The 1,567-nt window shown below is 62.2% G+C and carries 3 protein-coding genes; all 3 read right to left on the minus strand.

What is annotated here, in order from left to right; translation table 11 throughout:
• Window positions 1–84: 84 nt before the first annotated feature.
• Window positions 85–390, minus strand: a complete 306-nt coding sequence (gene rplW / locus Q0331_RS03370; RefSeq protein WP_011274165.1) for a 50S ribosomal protein L23 — start codon at window positions 388–390, stop codon at window positions 85–87.
• Complete coding sequence (gene rplD, locus Q0331_RS03375) at window positions 387–1,040, minus strand: 50S ribosomal protein L4 (RefSeq protein WP_011274166.1); 654 nt, start codon at window positions 1,038–1,040, stop codon at window positions 387–389. The genes rplW and rplD overlap by 4 nt, the downstream gene beginning before the upstream one ends.
• Window positions 1,037–1,567, minus strand: a 531-nt coding sequence (gene rplC / locus Q0331_RS03380; protein ID WP_298074878.1) for a 50S ribosomal protein L3, incomplete at its 5' end; no start/stop codon positions are given. The genes rplC and rplD, both read right to left, overlap by 4 nt.

The raw sequence follows: 1,567 nt of genomic DNA on the forward strand, positions 1-1,567 counted from the left end.
TCTGGCGGCGACCCGGCGTAGTCGGCTTGTACTTACGAATAGCCATACTTTTGCTTCCTCTTTACCTTTCGGTGTCCGGCCGCCTTAGGCGGTCGCTCCACCGAAGATGTCGATCGGATCGCTGCCGGCGACCAGGGTCACCATGGCGCGCTTGGTTGCCTTGCGCTGGCCGTAGCCGGTGCGGGTGCGCTTACGCTTGCCCTCACGGTTAACGGTGTTAACGCTGGCGACCTTCACACCAAAGATCTGCTCGACGGCAATCTTGATTTGGGTCTTGTTAGAGCTGGGGTGAACCAGGAACGTGTAGACGTTCTGCTCCATCAGGCCGTAGGACTTTTCAGATACGACCGGGGCGATGATGATATCGCGAGGATCAGCTACAGTGCTCACTTTGCCTCCTCCTTGGTCTTATCAGCGGCGTTGATGAAAGCGTTCAGTGCCTCCACGGAGAACACAACGTCGTCCGCATTCAGAACGTCGTAGGTGTTCAGCTGGTCGTTGACCAGGGTGTGCACCTGCGGCAGGTTGTTCACGGACTTCCATGCGGTGACGTCTTCGCGGGTCAGGACGACCAGCACGGACTTGCGGTCCGTCAGACGCTCGATGAAAGCGCGTGCAGCCTTGGTGGACGGGGTCTGACCCGGGACCAGCTCCTCGACCACGTGGATGCGGTCGTGGCGCACGCGATCGGTGAGGGCGCCGCGCAGAGCAGCAGCCTTCATCTTCTTCGGGGTGCGCTGGGAGTAGTCACGCGGCTGCGGGCCGTGAACCGTGCCACCACCGGTGAAGTGGGGAGCGCGGATGGAGCCCTGACGTGCGCGACCGGTGCCCTTCTGGCGGAACGGCTTACGGCCACCGCCGGACACCATGCCACGAGTCTTCGTAGCGTGGGTACCCTGACGCTTTGCTGCGAGCTGAGCGGTTACGACCTGGTGCATCAGTGCGACGCTGGCCTCTGCATCGAAGATGGATGCGGGCAGCTCGACCGTGCCGTTGGTCTTACCGTCAGCGGTGTGGACATCAAGCTTTAGATTGCTCATGCGTGTGCACCGCCCTTCACTGCGGTCTTGACAACGACGAGACCGCCGTTGACACCCGGAACTGCACCCTTGATCAGGAGCAGGTTGGACTCTGCGTCGACCTTGGCCAGCTTCAGGTTCTGCTGGGTAACGCGGTTGTTACCCATGCGTCCTGCCATGCGCTTGCCCTTGAACACGCGGCCGGGGGTGGCTGCCTGTCCGATGGAGCCCACGCGGCGGTGAGCGGCCTGGTTACCGTGAGCAGCACCCTGGCCGGCGAAGCCGTGGCGCTTCATGCCGCCGGCGTAGCCCTTACCCTTGGTGGTGCCCGTCACGTCGACGAACTTGACATCGTTGAAGATGTCTACGGTGACGTCCTGGCCAACCTCGTAGCTGGATGCGTCTGCAACGCGGATCTCAGCAACGTGGCGGCGCGGAGTCACGCCAGCCTTCTTGAAGTGACCGGCTGCAGGCTTGTTTACCTTGCGCGGGTCGATCTCGCCGAAGGCGATCTGTACGGCCTCGTAGCCGTCGGTTTCCTTGGAACG

It is taken from the genome of uncultured Corynebacterium sp. (assembly GCF_937999985.1).
Classification (GTDB): Bacteria; Actinomycetota; Actinomycetes; order Mycobacteriales; family Mycobacteriaceae; genus Corynebacterium.